Source organism: Desulfobulbus alkaliphilus, assembly GCF_016918545.1.
GTDB lineage: Bacteria > Desulfobacterota > Desulfobulbia > Desulfobulbales > Desulfobulbaceae > Desulfobulbus > Desulfobulbus alkaliphilus.
The window spans coordinates 1-20,769 of record NZ_JAFFQC010000011.1 but is presented as its reverse complement, the minus strand read 5'-3'; the positions used below and the strand labels follow the sequence as shown (position 1 = coordinate 20,769).

15 protein-coding genes are annotated in these 20,769 nt (G+C 54.9%); 2 read left to right on the top strand and 13 right to left on the bottom strand.

The window, feature by feature from the left end:
- Nucleotides 1-20 precede the first annotated feature (20 nt).
- The 13 genes from JWG43_RS07595 to JWG43_RS07535 form a co-directional block, all read right to left on the bottom strand.
- On the bottom strand, nucleotides 21-2,378 hold the full coding sequence (locus JWG43_RS07595) for an FAD-dependent oxidoreductase (RefSeq protein ID WP_205242305.1): 2,358 nt from the start codon (nucleotides 2,376-2,378) through the stop codon (nucleotides 21-23).
- Nucleotides 2,379-2,410: 32 nt separating this feature from the next.
- On the bottom strand, nucleotides 2,411-4,051 hold the full coding sequence (locus tag JWG43_RS07590; protein WP_205242304.1) for a glutamate synthase-related protein: 1,641 nt from the start codon (nucleotides 4,049-4,051) through the stop codon (nucleotides 2,411-2,413).
- On the bottom strand, nucleotides 4,009-5,151 hold the full coding sequence (locus JWG43_RS07585) for a class II glutamine amidotransferase domain-containing protein (protein ID WP_205242303.1): 1,143 nt from the start codon (nucleotides 5,149-5,151) through the stop codon (nucleotides 4,009-4,011). The genes JWG43_RS07590 and JWG43_RS07585 overlap by 43 nt, the downstream gene beginning before the upstream one ends.
- 241 nt (nucleotides 5,152-5,392) lie before the next feature.
- On the bottom strand, nucleotides 5,393-5,641 hold the full coding sequence (locus tag JWG43_RS07580) for a twin-arginine translocase TatA/TatE family subunit (RefSeq protein ID WP_205242302.1): 249 nt from the start codon (nucleotides 5,639-5,641) through the stop codon (nucleotides 5,393-5,395).
- Nucleotides 5,642-5,689: 48 nt separating this feature from the next.
- Entirely contained in the window at nucleotides 5,690-5,878 is a 189-nt protein-coding gene (gene tatA / locus JWG43_RS07575; protein WP_205242301.1) for a twin-arginine translocase TatA/TatE family subunit, read from the bottom strand.
- Nucleotides 5,879-6,082: 204 nt separating this feature from the next.
- A complete protein-coding gene (locus tag JWG43_RS07570) occupies nucleotides 6,083-7,414 on the bottom strand; it encodes an amidohydrolase (RefSeq protein ID WP_205242300.1) in 1,332 nt (443 codons plus the stop codon).
- On the bottom strand, nucleotides 7,407-8,249 hold the full coding sequence (locus JWG43_RS07565; protein ID WP_205242371.1) for a purine-nucleoside phosphorylase: 843 nt from the start codon (nucleotides 8,247-8,249) through the stop codon (nucleotides 7,407-7,409). The genes JWG43_RS07570 and JWG43_RS07565 overlap by 8 nt, the downstream gene beginning before the upstream one ends.
- 102 nt (nucleotides 8,250-8,351) lie before the next feature.
- Nucleotides 8,352-9,743 (bottom strand): threonine synthase, encoded by a 1,392-nt coding sequence (thrC, locus tag JWG43_RS07560; RefSeq protein ID WP_205242299.1) that lies wholly within the window; start codon nucleotides 9,741-9,743, stop codon nucleotides 8,352-8,354.
- A 163-nt stretch (nucleotides 9,744-9,906) separates the two neighbouring features.
- Nucleotides 9,907-11,469: a 2,3-bisphosphoglycerate-independent phosphoglycerate mutase gene (gene gpmI / locus JWG43_RS07555; RefSeq protein ID WP_205242298.1), complete on the bottom strand. Its 1,563-nt coding sequence runs from the start codon at nucleotides 11,467-11,469 to the stop codon at nucleotides 9,907-9,909.
- Between the two features lie 17 nt (nucleotides 11,470-11,486).
- Nucleotides 11,487-11,885 carry a ribosome silencing factor gene (gene rsfS, locus JWG43_RS07550; RefSeq protein ID WP_205242297.1) on the bottom strand — a complete coding sequence of 133 codons (399 nt, stop codon included), beginning with the start codon at nucleotides 11,883-11,885 and terminating at the stop codon, nucleotides 11,487-11,489.
- Between the two features lie 375 nt (nucleotides 11,886-12,260).
- Nucleotides 12,261-14,726: a DNA topoisomerase III gene (locus tag JWG43_RS07545; RefSeq protein ID WP_205242296.1), complete on the bottom strand. Its 2,466-nt coding sequence runs from the start codon at nucleotides 14,724-14,726 to the stop codon at nucleotides 12,261-12,263.
- A 19-nt stretch (nucleotides 14,727-14,745) separates the two neighbouring features.
- Entirely contained in the window at nucleotides 14,746-15,345 is a 600-nt protein-coding gene (locus JWG43_RS07540) for an alpha/beta fold hydrolase (RefSeq protein WP_205242295.1), read from the bottom strand.
- A gap of 1,013 nt (nucleotides 15,346-16,358) precedes the next feature.
- Nucleotides 16,359-17,933 (bottom strand): tetratricopeptide repeat protein, encoded by a 1,575-nt coding sequence (locus JWG43_RS07535; RefSeq protein ID WP_205242294.1) that lies wholly within the window; start codon nucleotides 17,931-17,933, stop codon nucleotides 16,359-16,361.
- Between the two features lie 519 nt (nucleotides 17,934-18,452).
- On the opposite strand from JWG43_RS07535, the gene JWG43_RS07530 reads away from it, so the two are divergent.
- Both JWG43_RS07530 and JWG43_RS07525 read left to right on the top strand, forming a co-directional pair.
- Entirely contained in the window at nucleotides 18,453-19,700 is a 1,248-nt protein-coding gene (locus tag JWG43_RS07530; RefSeq protein ID WP_205242293.1) for a site-specific integrase, read from the top strand.
- Entirely contained in the window at nucleotides 19,697-20,617 is a 921-nt protein-coding gene (locus JWG43_RS07525; RefSeq protein ID WP_205242292.1) for a tyrosine-type recombinase/integrase, read from the top strand. Before JWG43_RS07530 ends, JWG43_RS07525 begins: the two co-directional genes overlap by 4 nt.
- The last annotated feature ends 152 nt before the right edge of the window (nucleotides 20,618-20,769 follow it).

Sequence of the window (20,769 nt, the reverse complement as noted above, 5' to 3'; positions counted from 1 at the left end):
AACTGTGCGGCAGGAGAGGCTCAGAAAGGACGTAGTACCCAGATGCCGCAGGGGCAGGTATCGGCACAGAAACCACAGGCAATGCACTTGTCGTCGTCGGAGATATATTCATAATCCACCCCATCCGGACCAGGGGGGATCTCCTGACGGGATATGGCGTTGGTGGGACAGATGGTCTCGCAGAGATGACAATCGCGGCAGGAGCCGCAACTCAGACACCGGGCCGCCTGCTGATCTTCAGTGACACCCCGCTCGGCCGGGTCGTAATGGGCCATAGTCAAATCTTCAAATTGGATCAGCCGTTGTCGGAACGGCACCCAGGGTACTCCCTGGAAGGTGGCGATGAGATAGTCCGCGGTGCGCTTGCCTGCCCCCAGCGCATTGGTGGCCAGACCCGGTCGCTCGACATCGCCCACCGCAAGAATCTTGTCGTCGCTGGTTCGGCCTGCCGCATCGGTCTTGATCCAGGTCGCGCCGGCAACCTGCACCATTTCAACTGAATCGGGTAGAAAAGGCAGACTGGGAACATCGCCAATGGAGATGATCACCGTCTGGGCCGGGAGCACAGTACCGTCAGCGCCAACCAAGCCTTCCGCGGTAACCTCCCGGGTCATGAACGGCCATTTAAAAGTAGCTCCCAAGGCTTCGGCCGCTGTCCGCTCATGACCGAAGGCCGAAGGCTTCTGAATATCCACCAGGACAACCTGGTCCGCTCCCAACCGGTAGGCCTCGGTGGCGACATCACAGCCAACGTTACCGGCACCGATGATCACCACCTGCTTGCCGGTGGCCATGGGGCTATCACTTTTGGCCGCCTTGAGATATTCAAGTGCCGGAATAACCCGTTCATGACCGGGAAAGGACAGCGTCCTGGGCTGGTGGGTCCCTACGGCAACCACGACATAATCAAAGGCTTGTTTCAGTTCTTCCACCCGGTCTTTGCTCAGATGCTCGCCAAGATGGACATGCAGGTTGTCGGTTTTGAGAAAGCGATCGATCTCGGCATCCCACACCGCCTGAGAGAGACGCTCCCAGGGAATGGTCTGGGCCAGTTTACCACCAAGCCTGGTGTCACGTTCGAATATATGCGCCTCGATGCCATTAAGGGCCAGGTGCCAGGCCACGGCCATCCCGGCTGGACCACCACCGATGATGGCCACTTTGTGACCGATAGGCGGTAGGGATTTTGGCGGCTCCACCTGCTGCACCGCCCGCCCCAGCACCGAGGCATCGATGGAGTAATCTATTTTTTCGCGGGAACAATTCTGGATGCACAGATTGGGACAGATGGCGCCACAAACCGAGGCCGGAACCGGAGTATACCGCAGCAGCATCTCGTAGGCCTCTTCACAGCGTCCCTCTCGAATCAAACGGAGGCGATCGATGGTCGGAATATGAATCGGGCAGAAAAAGGTGCAGGGCGCGGCGGCATCCCGATTGGCCCAGTACGGTTTTTTCCGTCGGAATTCACCGGTCTCGACCACGCCGATCAAGCCGCGTTCCAGAGTAGGAGCAAGGTCCCGGAGAGGATCGCCGCCACCGAAACCCTGGTCCCAGAAGCGTCTTCGAAACTCGGCCATGGGCATGGGACCGGAAAACATCAAGGCCCGCTCCTGGGGGGTGATCGCCGCCAGCACCTGCCACTGTTCCCGCACGGTCAGAAGATCAAGCAATCCGGCCTGATCAATGGCCTGGAGGAATCCAGGCAGCCGTTCACTCAACCACTGCCACTCCTCATCGCTGAGCTGAGAAAGTTTGGCATTGGTCCGTGAATACGAGTCATCGGTTTTTCCCCGATAGAAGATTTTCCCCCCGACCATACCCACACAGGGGCGGTACCCGAGGACATTGTCGGGATTTTTCGGGTTGATTCCGCAGATCACGCCGATACCGCCGCAGTTGAACTCGGCAAAGGTATCACCCACCGATCCCAGGACCCACATCTCCGGTCGCTGATAATCGGGATTCCATTTGGTCATGGTGAGACCGCGGGCACCGATGCTGCCGCCAATCATCACCCGGCCGCCGGCCATGGCGTTGCAGACGCCGTTGGTGGCATCGCCCTGGACAATAATATCAGCACCGATATTGAGATATCCGACATCATCGGAGGCCGATCCGTCGCAGATAATAGTCGCTCCCGGCATGCCCATGCAGCCGAGCCGCTGGCCGGCAGGCCCTTTGATCCGGAGGGTGAGGGGACGATCCACGGAACCCAGCCGTAAACCGATATTATGCTGCCCGAACGATTCGAGAATCAGTTCATCGGCAACCGCCGCCGCTCCGCGAACCTCCTCCTCGAACACTTTGGAGGAAATCCGCTGGTTGTTGTCATCCCGACCGCGGACAGTGAGTATATTAGGCTTTGTTTCGCTCATAATGCAAAGAGGTCCTGTGATGAATCCTGTGCTCAACAGATATAGTTGATCTGCAGTCTTTGGGCGATATCGGCATCATCGATGCCAAGGGCATCGGACATGCCGATGGGCAGGCTCTGGGAGCGCCCCAGGGGCGCCATGATCTTCTTCATTTCCGTACGAATGGCCATGAAGGTATCGACCGTGCGCTGGGCGACCTCATCTGGATCCAGACGGCGATAGAGCTTTTCATTCTGGCTGGTGATCCCCTTGGGACAGATACCGACGTTACAGACGTTGCAACGGCCCAATTCATTACCAAGACAGCCGGCAGCGGCCTGCATGATATACTTGCCGATATGCACACCGGAAGCGCCAAGCATGATCAGGGCCATACCATTCTGGGTAACATTGCCGTTCTTGCCGATGCCGCCGGCGGCAAACAGAGGAATCTCGTTCTGTCGCCCCTGCCGGACCAGATCGAGGTAACATTCCCGCAGATTGGAAGTAATGGGGTGCCCGGTGGCGTCCATGCTGACATTGTAGGCCGCCCCGGTGCCGCCGTCGATACCGTCGATCATTAAAGCTGCGGCATAGGGATTGCGCACCAGGTTATTGAGGACCGATTTGGCCGAGGTTGAACCGGAAATTTTAGGGTAGACAGGTACCCGGAAGCCAAAGGCCATGGACATGGTCTGAATCATCTTCATGACGCTTTCCTCGATGGAGTAGAGCGTCTGATGCACCGGCGGCGAAGGCAGATCCACGCCTTCGGGCACGCCACGCAACCGGGCGATCAGCTTGCTGACCTTGAACCACATCAGCAGACCGCCGTCACCTGGCTTGGCCCCCTGGCCATACTTGATCTCAATGGCCGCCGGATCGCACTGCATCTCGGGAATGGCCCGGATGATCTCGTCCCAACCGAAATACCCGGAGGCGATCTGCAGGATGATATATTTCAGAAAGGGGCTCTTCAGCACCCATGGCGGACAGCCGCCTTCGCCGGTGGCCATGACCACGGGGATATCCAAGACCTCGTTGCAGTAGGCCACGCCCTGCAGCAATCCGAGCCACATGTTGGGTGACAGGGCCCCAAACGACATCGAGCCGATGATAAAGGGGAACATTTCCCGGGTCGGAGGGATCCATTCCCCCGCGGCTTTACGGCGGAGAAATTCCTCCGGGGGCAGCACCCGACCCAGGATGGTATTGATGTTGAACTCGTGCCGACCGGCATCCAGGGCCGGATCTGTGAGCATGGAGATACGGTCAAAGGAGATGCGGTCGAGCAGCGTCCTGCCGGTGACGTTGCGACGGCCGCCTCGTTTGTAGGCCTCACCTTTCTGGTTGAGAAGAAAGAGGGCACGATGTTCGTTGTCGTTGGCTTGTGGCCCGATGGCCTCATTGGGGCAGACCGAGGCGCACATTCCGCAGCCAATGCAGCGTTTTTCAATAACCGTTTGCTGGCGGATGCCGGTGAAATGCCTGTAGTCATTGCTCCTTTTTTTACGGAGGACATCGAGCTTGGGAACCCGCTGACGAAAATGGCTCAGCGAGATAGCTCCCACCGGACAGACAGCTGTGCAACGCCCGCAGAGGGTGCAGCGATTTTCCCGATGCTCGATGATCCAGGGCAGATCGTGGTAGGTCAGGCTGCTTGGGGAAGAGTAAATTGATCGAACTGAGACCATACTATGAGTTCCTTTCGCTCGGGTGGAATAATAACGGTATGTTCACGCATGGGCTGAAAATCAAGGGCGGGATCACGGTCCGGAACCAGGGCATCGACCCCGCACATCTCCGAGGCCATGGCCCAGGAACCAGGTCGGCCGCCAACGGTGGCCGGCCGCATCTTTTTCTGATCCATGACCAGCAGGCTGGTTTCGTCGGGCAAAGTGCCAATAATCGCATTGGGCCCATCAATAATCAATCGTCGGCAGACCGTGCGCAGCCCTTTGAGAAAATCACCGTTGGGATGTGCATCCAACTCTTCGGTCTTCAGTGGCGTGATGACGTGCTTGTACAATTCCAAGGGCAACTTGAGCTGTTTGGTAATGTAATGGAGGATATGCGTAAAGGTTTCGGAATCGCTGTGATAGCCGATGTATCCAGGAATGTACTTCCCCTGCAGCCACTCCTTGATGGGGACGAAGGCGGTGTTTTCGCCGTTGGTCATGGTGGCAATCCCCTGAATAAAAAAAGGATGGCATGCGTACAGGTTGATGCCGTAATTGGTGTTCTGTCGTCCCTGGGCCATGACCACTCGGGCCTTGAGGCGGCCATCGTGTAAACCGAGGGCGTTGCCCACTTCCAGCGGCCAGCCTACCTCCTTGATCATCACCACATCACGATACAATGAAAAAACCGTAATATCGCCGCCGTTGGCCTCGCCGTCCCTGCGGATGGCAAGCCTGGTCTGCAGCAGTCGATTGTCAACCTCCTCAGCGGTCAAACTGGACCAGCTCTCCGGCATCCTGTACACCCGGACAAGATAATGATACCGATCATTGGCTTCAATAAGCTCGGGCCGCCGGTCGAATTCGTAAGCAAACTTGACCTGAAACCCCTGTCCACCCATCCAGTCGGTGAGGCGGTGAAAGGCGGCCTCGGTGTGGGCGATACCGGAAAGGACAACATGGTGGGGCTTGAGCTTGAATTCCTCGAATTCCACCCCCCGCAGCAGCAGCCCCAGTCCGCTGCCATCATATCCTTCCTGCATAGCCTCCATGGCCATGAGAACATCGTAGGGGGAGAAAGGGGTTTCCGCACTTTTTAACGCTAATCGACACATGGAACGCTCCCGACGGACTGCTCCGGGCATGCGTGGAGCAGTCAAGGCAAAGAGTGACAAAAATGTCTATCTAAAGACAATCTCGTATGGAAAGAATCACAGAATTGGTACGAATACGGAGAAGGACTTGTACTGGAAATGGGGGGTGATTGTCAAGGGCAAAGGCTGGACAGACTTCCGCGGCCCATAGTGTTCTCTTGACACAGAGAATGCCGCCACCCAAAGGAGAACGAGTGAGGATTCAACGCCCCAGCGTCCGGGACATATCCCGCGCTTTTTTGATCGTTTCCTTGACCTCCTCCACATCCTGCACACCGGGCAGGCTCTTTTTCAAATCACGGCCCGCTTCCTCGACCTCACCGATCTCCTTTTTAAAGGAGCCAATGGCCTTGCCGAGACCAGCGCCGATTTCAGGCAACTTTTTACCACCGAAAACGAGGATTGCGATGAAGAGGATGACCAGCAGTTCAGGAGCGCCGAATCCAAACATATGCAGCACCGTTATAAAAGGTTATTTCGATCGCCGAGGGTCAACTGTTCAGGTTTCTTTCTTGTTTTCCTTGTCGTCGTCCAGGGCTTTGGGATCTTCCTCCTTTTTGGTGGCTTCCTTGAAATTTCGAATGCCCTTGCCGATACCGCTGCCGATTTCGGGCAGTTTGCCGGCACCGAAGATGATGACAATAATAACCAAAATAACGATCAGTTCAGGCATGCCGAGTCCGAACATGTTGCTACCTCATGTAAGAGTAAAAAGAAATGTGCTGCCCCCAACTCACATGCCGGGTCAAGGCCTGCGAGCCGGTAGGCCGGGCATGCATCCTTCTGGCCACGCCCAGCGCTGCAGGAACTCACAGACTCAGACTATGCCCTGAACCAGGTTAGTTAACTGCAGTTACAAGAATTTAATTCTAGCACCTCGACCGCCAACATGTCAACAGCCATTGCGAAAACGGGCCAGACCATCGGCAATTCCGGTGATGCGGGCCAAGATCCCTGCCTCATCAAGGGTCAGAATCTGCCGATCCCGCATCACTAAACGACCATTGATGAGCGAATGGAGGACATCACCTCCCCGGGCGGCATAGACCAGGTGGGATACAGGATGGTACATGGGAGTCAGGTGTGGCTGATCGAGGTCAAGAACAATGCAGTCCGCCTTTTTTCCTGGTTCAAGGCTGCCGATCAGCTTCTCGGCACCCAGAACGGCGGCACCGCCGAGGGTGGCAGCGTGCAGGCAGGTGGCGGCATTCATGACCGTGGGATCCATGTGGGACAGCTTGTGGATTTTGGCGGCGGTATTCATTTCTCCGAACATGTCGACATCGTTGTTGGAGGCGCTGCCGTCTGTGCCGATGCCCACGGTGATACCGGCCTGCAGCATCTGTACAATGGGGGCGATACCCGAGGCCAGTTTGAGGTTCGATTCCGGGCAGTGGGCCACCTTGACCTGCCGTTCGGCCAGCAGGGCGATCTCGGCTTCGGTCAGGACAGTGCAATGGTCGGCCACCACCTGCGGCCCGAGCAACTCCAGCGACTCGAGATGCTCCACCGGAGAGCAGCCGTACCGTTCCTGGCAGGTTCGGACCTCTTCCTCATTTTCCGAGAGGTGGATGATATAGAGAGCCCCTTCGTCCCTGGCCATGGTCCCAAGACGGGTAAGCAGGCCCGGCGAACAGGTATAGACGGCATGGGGATCCAGGGTGATGGTGATGAGGGGATGCTCCCGATATCGGGCCAGCAGGTCCTGTGTATAGGCAAATCCATTTTCCAGGGCCCCGTAATTGGGAGAAGGAAAGTCATAGAGGACTTCGCCTATCCAGGCCCGCATTCCCGAAAGAACTGCAGCCCTGGCCACGTCATCGGCAAACAGATACATGTCGCAGAACGAGGTGGTTCCGGATCTGATCATCTCGCAAAGCGACAGCAGGGTTCCCTGGTAGACCAACTCACCGGTGAGAATAGCCTCCACCGGAAAGATATATTCCTGCAACCACTGCATCAGGGGCAGATCATCGGCCAGCCCCCGGAAAAGGGCCATGGCGGCGTGGGTATGAACATTGACCAGACCCGGCATGATCAGCCCGTGCGGTTCGTTGAGCACCATGGCCGCCTGATAGCGCGCCAGCAGATCTTCAGCCGTCCCCACAGCAACAATGGTGTCACCGATCGTGGCGATGCCGCCCGCCGCAATCAGGGGCTGCCTGGTGTCCATGGTCACCAGGGTACGCCCGGTGAGAATGAGATCAACCTGCTGTTTATTCATGGTGCAGCTCCGCGAGAATTTCGAGAATCAACCGCTGCAGGCGCGGCTCAGCCCTGCGGGCGGCGACTATGATATCATCGAGCAGAATCGGTTGAAAATTGTCCGGATCATTGACATTGGCCACCACCGAGAGGCCCAGGACCCGCACGCCGCCATGGAGAGCAACCAGAATCTCCGGAACCGAAGACATACCCACGGCATCAGCGCCGATCAGCCGCAGGAAACGTGTTTCCGCCGGCGTCTCCAGGCTTGGTCCGGGAATACAGACATAGGTGCCGCTGGCCACCTCGGACAACCCCAGCCGTTCAGCACTGTGCTGGGCCAGTCGGCGCAGGTGCGGATCATAGGGGGTGGACAGATCGGGAAAGCGCTCCCCCCAGGCCTCAACATTAGGACCGCGCAGAGGGTTGTCGCCGAGCAGATTGACATGATCGGCAAAAACCATGAGGGTACCGGGACGAAAGGCCGGGTTGAGCCCGCCGCTGGCATTGGTGATAACAGCCGTTCGTACTCCCAGAAGCGACAGTACCCGGATGGGAAAAGCCACTTCCCGAGCCGAGTATCCCTCGTAATAATGGAAACGTCCCTGGAGAACAGCCGTTCGCTTCCCTGCCAGTCGGCCAACCACCAGGTTACCGGCATGACTGGTGACGGTGGAACGAGGAAAATGGGGAATGGCCCCGTAGGCAATGGTGATGGGGTGCTCCATGGCCCTGGCCAGTTCCCCCAGCCCGGTGCCCAGTTGAATGAGCACTTCCGGTGGCTCGGTTATACGTTCCTGAAGAAAAGCGACGGCCTCTTCCACCTGTTGTTGGTACAGAGATCTCTCCTTCATCATGTGCCTCCTGACGGCAAACGGCTGACTGTGATCCGCCGACTCCCTTGCACCGACGCCCATCAACCGCAACCTTCGCGGTCGACTCAGCCTGGCCACACCTCAACGCAGGGCGTTTTTGATTATACATTCCCTGATCGCGGCGATATCAGCATCAACCACCATACAGCGGCTCTCTTTATTGGCCAGGTCGGCCAGAGTCGGTGGCAGGGGCGGCTCGCTGCCGATAGCCCGGGCTACTGCCTCACCAAATTTGGCCGGATGGGCCGTGGCCAGACAGACCACCGGCCGGCCTGGATCACGGAAATCCTGAGCAGCCCTGACACCAACCGCGGTATGGGGGTCGAGCAGGTAATTGTGTTGGTGATAAAAGTCACTGATAGTGGCGATGGTTTCCTCTTCGGAAACAGAACGGGAGCGAAAATCCGCTGCCACCCGCTCGGTACAGGCAGAAAGATCGAGCCGCCCGGTGGCTGCAAAACCCTCAATATCCTGCCGCACCCGAGCCCCGTCTTGATCGCGGAGATAATACAGGTACCGTTCAAAATTGGACGCGATCTGGATATCCATGGAAGGGCTACTGGTGGCAATAACCTCTCCCCGCGAATAATCGCCCCGGGTGACAAAACGCGTGAGCAGATCGTTGGCGTTGGTGGCCAGGATCAAGGTATGGATACAGCCGGGAGGCAACAGATTGCGCGCGACAAATCCAGCAAAAATATCACCAAAGTTGCCTGTGGGTACAGAGAAGTCGATACTGGCGCTGCCCTGCCGACGTAGTCGCAGACAGGCATAAACATAGTACACCACCTGGGCGAGAACCCGGGCCCAGTTAATCGAGTTCACCGCACCGAGCCGGTAGGCATCACGGAAGGACAGGTCATTGAAAAGGGCCTTGACGAGGCTCTGAGCATCATCAAAGGTGCCGCGCACAGCAATGTTAAAGACATTGGCATCCAGAACCGTGGTCATCTGCAGGGCCTGAATGGGGCTGGTACGACCTTGCGGATGCAGGATGAAAATATTGATGTTGTTCTTACCGCGCACTCCGGCAATGGCAGCACTTCCGGTGTCTCCGGATGTGGCCCCAAGGATGTTCATGAAACCACCCGTCCTGGCAAGCACATAGGCAAAAAGGTTGCCCAGCAACTGCAGGGCCACGTCCTTGAAGGCCAGGGTGGGACCATGAAAAAGTTCAAGAATATGAATATCACCCTGCTTGCGGACCGGGGTCACCTGGGGATGGCTAAAGGAGGCATACGAACATTCGATCAGGTCCTCGAGGTCGGGACCAGGAATATCGTCGATGAACAGGGAGAAAATCTCGTGGGCGAGCTGCTGGTAAGAAAGAGCCTGCCAGCGGGCAAGAACGGCCCCATCGACACGCGGCAGTTGCTCGGGCAGGAGCAGTCCTCCGTCCCTGGCCAGTCCCATCATCACTGCATCCTGAAATCCAAGTGGATCGATTCCGCCCCGGGTGCTGATATAGCGCATGCTCGTCTTGTCCTTGCTCTCTGTCTTCCGAATTCGTGACAGCTGGTCTCTTGGTTGGACTTTATTTTGCTGTAATCAGGTTATAATTGCTGGAAAAATCCATGGCAATCACCTCCATCCGTCGCCCTTCGGGGCGTGCGGATCAACACGCACGGATCCAGGACTATATCAACAGACTTTCGCCTTCCATCTCTGCTGGAACAGCTATTCCCATAAGGGCCAGCAGGGTTGGGGCGATGTCCTTGAGGGCTCCATCGCTGCGAAGTGCCCTTGTTCGGTATTGTTCGGCTACCAGAATACACGGGACCGGATTGAGGGTGTGGGCGGTATAAGGTCCGCCGGTCTCGGGGTTGATCATCATCTCGGCATTGCCGTGATCAGCAGTGATCAGCATGATGCCACCCCTTTTACGGACGAATTCCTCGATCCGGCCAACACAACGGTCCACGGTTTCGCAGGCCCTCACCGCCGCTGCCATGACCCCGGTGTGGCCGACCATGTCACCGTTGGCAAAGTTGAGGACAACCAGATCATAGGGGGTGCCGGCCGCCTCCCGGTCAGCAAGGGTTGTCAGCAGGGTATCTGTCACCTCCACGGCGCTCATTTGCGGCTTGAGATCGTAGGTGGCCACATCCCGGGGTGAATCGATCAGAATCCGATCTTCCCTCGAAAAAGGAATCTCGTTACCACCGTTGAAAAAATAGGTGACATGGGCATACTTTTCGGTCTCTGCAATGCGCAGTTGGCGTCGTCCCTGGCGGCTGATCTCTTCCCCCAGGATGCGGGTGAGAACAACCGGCGGGAAGGCGACGGGAAAGGTGAAATCTGCCTCGTATTCCGTCATGGTTACCAATTCGAGCACCCGAGGCCTACTCCCGGGGTCAAACCCCTTGAAGTCGGCATCGCTGAAGGCGTGACAGAGTTCTCGCACCCGATCGGCCCGGAAATTAAAAAAAAGCACGGCATCGTTGTCTCCAATCCGGCCCACCGGTGCGCCATGATCATCAGCCAGCACAGTGGGAGCGATAAACTCATCGGTCTCACCACGTCCGTAGGCCTCCTGCATGGCCAGGACCGCATCGGTTCCAACGAGTCCCAGGCCATGAACCATGGCATTCCAGGCTTTTTGCACCCGGTCCCAGCGTTTGTCACGATCCATAGCCCAGTAGCGACCGGCAATGGTTGCGACCCGACCGCAGCCAATGCGGTTCATGGCTGCTATCAATTCTTCCATGGAGGAAAGTCCGCTGGTGGGCGGCGTATCACGACCATCCATGAAACAGTGAACAAACACCTTGTCAAGCCCCCTGGCTGCAGCCAATTCGAGCAGGGCGATGAGGTGGTGAATGTGGCTGTGCACACCGCCGTCGGACAGGAGACCGCAGAGATGCAGGCTGGATCCGGCTGCCTGAACCTTGCCCATGACCGCGTTAAAGACCGGGTTGGCGGCGAACTCACCCAGGTCGACGGCACGGTTGATACGGGTAAAATCCTGGTATACAATCCGGCCGGCACCCATGTTGAGATGGCCAACCTCGGAATTACCCATCTGCCCCTCGGGCAGACCGACCTGACCGTTATGGGCGATGAGGGTCGTGGCGGGAAAGGTCGCACTCAGCCGATCCATGTTCGGGGTAGCGGCAACAAAGACAGCGTTGGTGGCAGTGGGTTCACCCACGCCCCAGCCATCAAGAATGGTCAGGATAATCGGTACGGGAACAGGCATTATGCAACTCCTTGGCATCAATCCGACCGGGGATCGGCCGGAAGGTCATCAGGATCAATCCTGGGGGCATCATGCCACAAGCCTTCCAGGTCATAAAACGATCGGCTCTCATGGTAGAAAATATGGGTCACCACATCGCCGAAATCAAGCAGCACCCATACACCTTCCTGCAACCCCTCACTGTGCTTGCTGCTGATCCGCTTGGCGCGCAACTCACCTTCAATGGCCTCGGCAAGCCCTTGGACATGACGGGTCGATCGCCCGCTCATGATAACGAAATAATCGGTAAAGGATGCCAACCCGCGGACATCAAGGATGACCAAATCCTCGGCTTTAGTTTCTCGGGCGATGTGGGCACAGGCGACTGCCAGTTCCCTGCCCTCTTTTTGCGCGTATTGTTTCTTTAACAGTCTCATACTCTCCTGGATCCGTAAGCGTTTGCCCGTGCGTCAGCTTTATTGCCTGTGGTCGTTCGATGAAAGGAGACTCTATCGGACGGGTACGGGCAATGAAGACAGCGTGAGGACGGACGCCCCCCAAGGGCGGATGGTAAAGGTTAGTATCAAAAACTCCACTACAATTATAACCTGATGACAACAAGATATATCCAAAAAAGCGCCCAGCCGTCACGGATTCAGGACTCTCTGATCTCGTACTGCGCTGTGATTACCCTGCTCTGCCGTCGAGGTGCGTTTGCACCGACTTCGGGCAGGATGGTCGCGGCAGACGATTTCAGGTACCGGAACATGCAAGTGTGAGCTGGACCGGGACAAAGTTCCGCCTGGCACTTGTCAGCCGTTACCGGCAATCCTGCTGGCCCCCTTTTTACTCCGGGGGGGAAATTCAAAGGTCAATTTCCCCCTGGCATCGAGAAGAAGATAGGCGTCAAAAGGTTTTCTTTTTCTGGAAATGAATCCGGTGATCAACTCGGTACGGCCGTGGGAAAGCAACTGACTGATATGATCCGGGTCGAGTCTGCGGCCAAGAATTATTTTGGATATCCGCAAGCCCTTGTCCCGGTCCCCTTCCAGGGCCGATTCAGAAAGGTACCCGATCGGTGTTTCAAAAACCCTGGTTTGATCGATGGGTGACAAACCCAAAGGTTCCTGCCTGCGGATTTCATCCAGGTCAAGTTCGGCGGTGGAATCGGCAAAAAGAAATTCCACCTTGGAGTCAGTAATCCGCACCGAAGCAGTGAAGGGTTTGCCTTTTTTAGAACGGAAGTCAGGGAAGGGGCCAAGAGTTTTGCCTTCGATCAGGGCAACGATTTCCTCCTCCTCCATCACCCGACCCCCAAGGATTTTACGGATAATCAGTTTTTTATCCGCCGACTCATAGGCTGAAGCGGTTTCATAGAAACGAACCCCGGCCACAGGGGAAAAGGCGGCTTCCCGCAGCTCCGCCTCGTCCCCCTGTCTGACTTTTTCAACGATAACCCCGGTCATTTCCCTGATTTCCTTCATAAACTGCGGCCGGGTCATCGTCCCTTTGAGAATCTGGTTGAGCTTGTATTCCCACTCACCGGTCAACTCTGGAGACGCCAGCACATCGATATGCCGGGATTCGAGCAGCGAAAGGAGTTCAAAGGCCTTGCCGGTGGGGGCGAGGTCACGTTGCTCACGGACAACATACTTCTCATTGAGCAGCTTTTCGATGATCGAGGCCCTGGTCGCAGGTGTTCCCAGTCCCCGCTCTTTCATGGCCTCGGCCAATTCTTCGTCCTCCACCAGTTTGCCGGAATTCTCCATAGCGGAAAGCAGGGTCGCCTCGGTGAAGCGCGGCGGCGGCTTGGTCTGGTGTTCCTGCTGGTCGATTTCCGCACAGATGACCATTGTATCCGGGGGCAGAGCCTGCAGTTCTTTGTCGCCGTCTTCTTCGCTCAATGAGCCGTACACTGCCTTCCATCCCGGCTCTACGAGAATTTTTCCTTCAGTGAGAAAGGTCTCGCCGGCAACCACGGAGAGGCGGCGGGTGTTCTGATAAACAGCCGGCGGAAAAAAGACAGCGAGAAAGCGCTGGACAATCATCTGGTAGACTTTCAGCTCCGGCTCGGACAGTGTTGTGGGAAGAACACTGGTGGGAATGATGGCAAAATGGTCTGATACCTTTTTATTATTAAAAATCCGTTTGTCTTTTTTCAGGTACTTCTTCGTAAGGACCTCAGCGGCGAAACGGCCGAACTGCCAATCCCGCTGCCGGCTCAGCACCTCTTTTACGGTGGGCAGGTAGTCTTCCGGCAGGCAGCGGCTGTCGGTTCGCGGATACGTGATCAGCTTATGCCGCTCGTACAATCCCTGGGCTAGAGCAAGGGTGTTTTTCGCTGAAAAACCGAATCGACTGTTGGCCTCCCGTTGCAGCAGGGTCAGATCATACAGGGGTGGCGCTCCCTTGGTCGACTTTTTACTGCTCTCCTCAACTTCGGCGGGCCTGCCCAGGCACATTTCAGCTATATTCCGGGCTCGCTCCGCCTCCCAGATACGGTTACGGCGGCCGTGGGTCTGTTCATCCTCCTTGACAAAGTCAGGGTCGATCCAGATACCTTCATAGCTGACCGGCCCGCAATCGAAGCGGGCGTGTAATTCCCAATAAGTAACCGGGACAAACCCTCGTCGCTCCGTCTCTCGTTTAACCAAGAGCGACAGGGTCGGAGTCTGCACCCTGCCACAGGGGGTTTTGCGAAATCCTCCGAACCGTGAATTATAACAGGTCAGAGCCCGGGTGGCATTGATGCCGATCAACCAATCTGCCTCTGAACGACACAGGGCTGTATCCTCAAGGGGCAGCATCTCACTGTTGTCCCGTAGATGGCGCAACCCTTCCCGAATAGCATCCAGGGTCATGGACCTCAACCACAGGCGCCGGATCTGTTTACCCTCCACCGCGTGATTGGCGGCAAGTTTGAGGATATATTTGAAAATCAGTTCACCTTCACGGCCGGCGTCACATCCATTGACAATGACATCCACGTCCTTACGGCGAATGAGCTTGCTGATCGCATTGAATTGGGTCTTGGTGTCGGGCAGGACTGCCAAGGGAAACTCCTCTGGCAGAATGGGCAGATTGTCCAGGGTCCATTTCTGCAATTCGGGATTGATCTCCTCGGGGTAGGCGATGGAGACCAGATGACCGATGGCAAAGGAGACGATGTGATCGTCACTTTCAAAATGGCTTTTACTTCTAGAGAACTTTCCAGGCAGTGCCTTGACGATATCCGCAGCTACACTGGGTTTTTCGGCAATGATCAGTGTTTTTCCCATGAATATGCAGGTGTGTTGCTCACGTATTGAGGCTGGTGAAAAAAGAGCGCAGGCTCGCATGCCAGCGTTCCGGCTGGACAAGGTAACAAGGATGTGGTGCTTGCGGGTAGATCTCCCGAGACGCATTGCTGATGCCGGCAAGGAGAAGATCGCTGTTGGCCAATGGCGAAACCTGATCATCAGCGCCCCAGACAACAAGAGTCGGGGCGGCGATCCGAGGCAATCCGCTCCGATTCTCCTCGACTCCCACTGCACCGATGAGGATCAGACCGGCAATCTGTTGCGGGAAACGAATGGCAAACTCGAGAGCAATGCGGCCTCCCATGGAAGGACCGATAAAGACCGCCGGGGGAAGGTCGAACTCTTGGCAGAGCCGATCAAGGATCTCGATCGACGGCACCTCGCAGGCCGGACTCTTGCCAAAACCCGGCATATCTACAGCCAGAACACGCAACCCCAGGCCGGCAAGGACATCGAGGGTGCCCAATTCCCGCCAGGTTTCGGCCTGAAACATCTTGCCGTGCAGCAGAACCACTGGAGATCCTTTATCAGCACCACTTGCAAGGCAGTGGATTGAACATCCCTGCAGATCAATCATATTCGAATATATTTCAGACATTGAATCACACCCCCCCAGGATTTTGACAAGTGAACCCTGCATCCGTGATGGCTGGGCGCTTGCTGTGGATATATCTTGCTGTCATCAGATTGTAATTGCAACGGTATCCTTGATAAGCACCTTCACCAGCCGCCCTTCGAGGCGAACGCTCACGGATCCAGGTCAATGCAAACGTTTGATCTTGACCATAGACTGTCACAGAAGTAAGCGAACCACGCCTCTTTGTCAACGGTAGCGAACTCTTCTTTTCTGTTCCGGGTCCTGGACAACGAGGCACTCCTGGTCTCCCTTTCCTGAATCCGTGACGGCTGGGCGTTTGTTTTGGATATATCTTGCTTTAATCATGTTATAATTGCAACTAAACCCTTGGCAATAACTTTCACCAGCCGCCCTTCGGGGCATCCGTCCGCACGCCATCTTCATTGCCCGCAACCGTCCGATAAAGTGTACTTTAATCGAACGGTCACGAACAACGAAGCTGACGCACGGACGAACGCTCACGGATTGAGGCCTTTATAACCGATGCTGGCCATGAGCGGGGCGGCAAAACGCACAGCTACGGACCTCCGGCTCGTGATATTAATATTCTTCAGCCTGCGCTGCTGAGCAATGTGCCTGTATCCGTAAGCGTTCAGCACGGCCAAGAGAACAGACGATAATCGGCCGCGGCATCTGCCATGTGGAGTACTATTGCGCGCGGATCCAGACCAGGTCCGCAGGTAACGATCGATGAAGAAGATATTGACCTGGCAAAAGAATGGATGCAAGCCGTCACCCGGCACCGGAGGGCAGATCAAACCCAGGTAGAGGGCTCAAGGTTGAAAAGGTGCGGGTACGGCTGATCACCCCTGAACATGAAAAGTATGGCAGCTAAGGAACCGAACCTTCTCAGCTCAACACCCCAGCAAGACGCGGTCGAACCGGACCGGTCCCTTTCCTGGGGCTTCCCAAGCAGATTGGCTCAGTCCTGAATCCGTGACGGCTGGATTTTGTCTTGGTTGCGGTCGGGTGACTCAGGGGTGCATCGGGGCCACTATTCCTCGGGCGGGGGATGTCTCGATCAGGCTGGGGTCGATGGCTCTGAGTTCGTCCTCGATACGGCTCAAATTTCTTTCCACCTTATCATTCAATCCCGATTCGGGGTATTTGATCAGAACATCCTGGAGCAACTGGCGGGAAGCAAGGAGCAAGGCCGTTTTACTTTCCTGGTCACTGGCTCCGGTGGCGCGGACAAAAAGATCAGCAGCTTTCTGCCTTTCTTCCTGGGCGGCCAATTTGGAGGCTTCATGAATCATGGGCCGTGCCTGTTCCGCCAGTGGCGTGCCGACAAGAGTGGTAAATGATTCGATGGCAAGATCGTAGTCTTTGGCTCGAAGCTGTGACATTCCCTGATCAAAAACAGTTTGCAGAGCCTCCAGATCCGCAGTGGGAACAGCAGTGGACTCAAACGGATCAACTCCAGGTATCTCTCTATCCGGTCTCACCTCACCAACCGCTGCTCCCGGGTCTGCCGATGTTTGCCGGGACAGTCGCTCGCTGGCCTGGTCTTCTATCCGCCTGATACCTCTGTTCAACCAGTCATCCACTTGTGCACGAATATCGCGGTGGATCGCGTTGACACTGGGGACCAGACGCGATGCCGGATACGTCTGCAGGAACTGCTCAGCCTGCTCAGCCACCGCATAACCGTCTCGCCTGGGGGTGTAGGCCAGGTAATTTCTCAGGAGGACACTGTACGCCCTCCTCTCATCAGGCTGCAGGACACCTGGTTGCAAAGCGGCATACTGCTGTTCGCCCCACTGTTCTATTCGCTGGTGATCGGCGGCTGTTTGGACCAGTTCCGCATAGTTTGTACGGGCTTCATCGTAGAAGCCCATGGCGAAATTCAAGTCACCGAGAACCCGGAACAGATCATAAAAAATCTCTCCCTGCTCCGGCGAATTGACCCGGGTGCGCAATTCGGTGAAAACGGTGTGCGCCTCGGCCTGCTGATGATTTTTAAGCAAAGCCTGGCCGTACAGATACGTGGCCTGTGGCGAAATACTCTCTTCAGGCTCTCTTGCAGTTTGACTGTACAAGGTGATCACCCGGTCGTATTCGCCCTGGTCAAAAGCTTCAATGAGTTCCGGATCGATCGCGGCCACGGTTTCCTTGGCCGGGGTCGCCATGGGTGACATGAGTTCAGCCAACAACATGTCACAGCCGCTCTCCATGTAGTCCATATCCTGCTGATTAAGCTGCAGGAGTGATTCGCCGGCAAGCAGTTGGGCGGACTCAAGGCTGGTCTGTTGCAGAAGCCGGGAATGCAGTGCATTATAGCCGTCCAAAATATCGACGAGTTCCGCCATGCATGCACTGATCCTGTTCCGTTGCGCGGGAGGGATCATGGAAAGAGTCTCAGTCACCTCCCGCCACTGGGCAAGCTTCTGTTCATTGACATAGATCCGGTTGTTAATGGACGTGAGAGCCGGCATCAACAAATCCCTGCGAGTTGGCGCGGGAACGACCTGCTGGGCTGGATCTTGCTGTTGAACAGCTTCCCGCTGCTCCCGGGCCTGATATGGATCGACCATTCTACCGTCGGTCAAACATCCGGAGAGCAACAGGCCACTTAGCAAAAAAATAACCCACAAACGGCAATATAAAAAATGAAAGAACCGCATAAGCAACACTACAAAGTCCTGTGGTTAACGAGTGCCCATCCAAAACCAACTATTTTTCCCTGATTTTTAGTGCACTGTCAAGGTTAACCCTCGGAATAGTGAATATATACCTGAGGTTACATTCGTCAGCATGGCTACTTAGAGAAAAAACAGCTCGTATTCGGATAAAAAACATCTACAAGATAGCAAAAGCCATTTCCGCAAACAATCGATTTCTCCAAGCGCTTAAAAAAAATGTGTTGCCGGAATTACCGTATTCCAGCAAATTGTATTCAGCATACCGCCGTTGGCGATCCACCATGCATCGGTTATGCAAATATAGCCGTTATGTGAAGTTAACGTAACGAAAGACTCAAATTCAGGCTGTTATCTCTGTACAACTTTGCATAATACTCCGATCTATTCTTAGGAAATCAACCGAGAATAATAGATTGGAGGCTAAAGATGAATGCAAATCCATTGACGGCAACTGAACTTATCACAAAGACAAAGGAGGAACTGCTCCGAACTGGTTACACGCAGCTGACATTAAAGATAATTGACAGGGTCTGGAGCAACCTGGAGAAGTACTTATACCAAAAAGGTATCGACAATTTTTCCACAGAAGTGGGCATGACTTTTCTAGAAGAGCGGTACCATTATTCAGCAGATCCGAAGTCATATTCAAACACCGATCGCTTGCGGGCCATTCAACTGCTTGCCGATTTTCAGGCACATGAACGAATCATGATCAGAAAAAGGCAGGGGCAAAGGGATATCGCCCAGCCATTTCATGAGGTTTTTCATACGTTCATGAATGCCCGTGCGCGTGAAGGGATTTCAAGCAACACAATGGATTCCTACACGATCTATTTGGAGCGGTTCGCTCAATATTTGGTAGATCACCAAGTCCATTCTGTGCTGGAGATCGACGTTTCACATATTCATGGGTTTGTTCAAGCGTGTGCCGCTGCTTACCGTACCGCTACCGTTTATTGCACTACCAGCGTGTTACGTGTGTTATTTCGTCATCTCTATGAACAACAAATTATTTTCGAGAATCTTGCCACCGCAGTTCCCATCATCAAATGTTCAAAAAAATCAAAAATTCCCTCTGCTTATTCACAAGAGGAAATCCAGCGGCTCCTTTCTTGTATCGACCGAGGTAGCCCGAAAGGGAAGAGGGATTATGCCATGGTGCTTATCGCTGTCCGATTGGGTCTGCGCGCATCGGACATTTGCCGATTGACATTCGCCAATTTCAAGTGGGAGTCCAACACCATAGAATTGATTCAGAAAAAAACGAATGAAAATATTGTATTACCGCTTTTGAACGATGTAGGTGAAGCCGTTATCGACTACATCAAATACAGTCGCCCGACCGTACGGGACCGGGAGATATTCCTTCGCTTGTCTGCTCCAATTGGCCCGATGAAGCCACCCACTCTGCACAGTATTGTGACGTTCTATATCAATAAAGCTGAGATACCGATACCAGAAGGGAAAAAACATGGGCCGCATGCCCTTCGCCATAGTTTGGCCAGCGCACTGCTCAACAACAACACTCCCATGCCCGTCATCTCTGAGATACTTGGACATACAGACAGCCAAACCACATCGGCTTATCTCAAAATCGACATCCTCCATTTGCGGGACTTTGCCCTTGATGTACCGCCTGTCAAAGTGGTGTTTATGGCAGGAGGATGGATATGAAAACATTTGTCGGAATTTTTGCAGAGTTGCTGACAAACTTCGTCAAATTCAAACAATCACTCGGCTTTAAATATGAAACGGAAGCCGGTGAGTTGTACCGATTCTCCGTGTTCACCACGACATTTTCATTGAGCAAGCCCATTTTGACGAAGGAGATTGTACAGGCTTGGTGTACTCAACGCGTCCATGAAGGGGTGCGGCATAGTCACCGCAGAGCCTATCCGGTCCGGCAGTTTGCTGTCTACTTGAATAGCATGGGGCTGGATGCGTACATCATTCCGCCGGGTGCTAATACTCGTCATTACACCTACATTCCTTATATTTTTACTCATGCGGAAATTGAGCGGATATTCATTAACAGCGACCGGCTTTGCCCCCGTCGAAATTCGACAATCTCATTCGTTGTTCCTGTTATCCTGCGCATTCTATACAGTTGTGGATTACGGATCTCCGAAGCGATCAGTTTACAAAATAAACATGTGAACCTCCGGGATGGGATTCTGGAAGTCAAGAACAGCAAATTTGGCAAAGATCGACTGGTCCCCATTACCGAGTCTATGACTGAAATATGCCGTCAGTACTTCCGAGTGCTCCATCAATATTCTTCTCCGGATGATTATTTTTTTATGAAATCGAACGGACAACCGGTAACTCGTGACAATGTATATCGAAGATTCCGCGAAATTTTATGGGTAAGCGGCATCTCGCACAGAGGCAGGGGAACTGGACCGCGTCTGCACGATTTAAGGCACACCTATGCAGTTCATACTTTAAAACGGGCTGTTGACCGTGGGATAGACGTGTACTGCACCTTACCGATTTTATCCACCTATATGGGGCACGTATCTGTCACAGCATCCGAGCAATATCTCCGCCTGACCGCCGATGCTTTTCCGGCTATTAGCTGCAGAGGGTAAGCTATTTCGGACAAAAACGCCATTAAATCCCCCCACAGCCTCCCCCATTCAACATGGAGGATCGAGGCATGAGACAACCAATCGATTGGGATCAGGTAGCGGAGTTGGCAGAGAAGATCAAGGAACAGGGGCTCAGTTATCGTGAGGGTGCG